1 protein-coding gene and 1 tRNA gene are annotated in these 788 nt (G+C 40.2%); both read right to left on the bottom strand.

Going from position 1 to position 788, the window contains the following annotated elements; genetic code table 11:
* Window positions 1-99: 99 nt before the first annotated feature.
* Window positions 100-171, bottom strand: a tRNA-Glu gene (locus ADH81_RS04375).
* 79 nt (window positions 172-250) lie between these two features.
* Window positions 251-709 (bottom strand): sigma-70 family RNA polymerase sigma factor, encoded by a 459-nt coding sequence (locus ADH81_RS04370; protein WP_049526760.1) that lies wholly within the window; start codon window positions 707-709, stop codon window positions 251-253.
* Window positions 710-788: the final 79 nt, after the last annotated feature.

Raw genomic sequence — 788 nt, 5'->3', positions numbered from 1 at the left:
GACAACTATATTAGTATATCACAGCCGCTTTCGCTTGTCAACACTTTTTTGAAACTTTTTTTATTTTTTTTCATCTAGTGTTTCATCTGTAACATACCATAGTCCGTACGGGATTCGAACCCGTGTTACCGCCGTGAAAAGGCGGTGTCTTAACCCCTTGACCAACGGACCAGAGTTGTTATTTTCAACTCTTACTATTATACCGACTTTTCTAACTTTGTCAACACCTTTTTTAAACTTTTTTTCAATTCTACTGAATTACTTCCTGTAACTCTTTCAGCATGGCTTTGCGACCCTTAAAACGCTCATCTGCCCAGAGCCGTTCATAGGCTTCTTGCTTATCTTGTGGTAATTTTCTTCTATAACTATCCAACAATTCATGAAGGGCGTAGTAATCATCCAGCCACAATCCTCCTTCTGGTAGGCGATGGCTAATCTCGCCTACTTCTTCATAGGCCATACGGTCTAGGCGACGTTTTTGACTCTCTTGTTTTCTGACGCTATCTAGGATTCGATTGCGGAATTTTGTTTTGAAGTAGACGTAGAGTTTCTTTTCCTCTTCCACTAAGTCTGGTTGAGCCTCGAGGAGTTCATAGAGACAGATCAGTCCTTCTTGATCCCAATCCTCTTTTTCCCACAGGTGGAGATAATAATCTTTTCGGCATCTATGGACAATACCTTTTACTTTCTCATAATACTTTTCAAGCATTTGCTTTCCCCCTTTCTCTGCTTGTAGTATAGCAGAGAAAGGAGGAAAGAAGGGCTTTGATTTCTGTCTTGTGTTTTTT

The sequence above is a fragment of the Streptococcus pseudopneumoniae genome, assembly GCF_001072925.1.
In the GTDB taxonomy this organism is placed as follows: Bacteria; Bacillota; Bacilli; order Lactobacillales; family Streptococcaceae; genus Streptococcus; species Streptococcus pseudopneumoniae_Q.
Note: the sequence above shows the minus strand (reverse complement) of the source record. Positions and strands in the feature narration are given on the sequence as shown.

Excerpts from the sequence above, each read along its gene's own strand:
- ADH81_RS04370 (WP_049526760.1), bottom strand. The coding sequence starts at position 709 with ATGCTTGAAAAGTATTATGAGAAAGTAAAAGGTATTGTCCATAGATGC.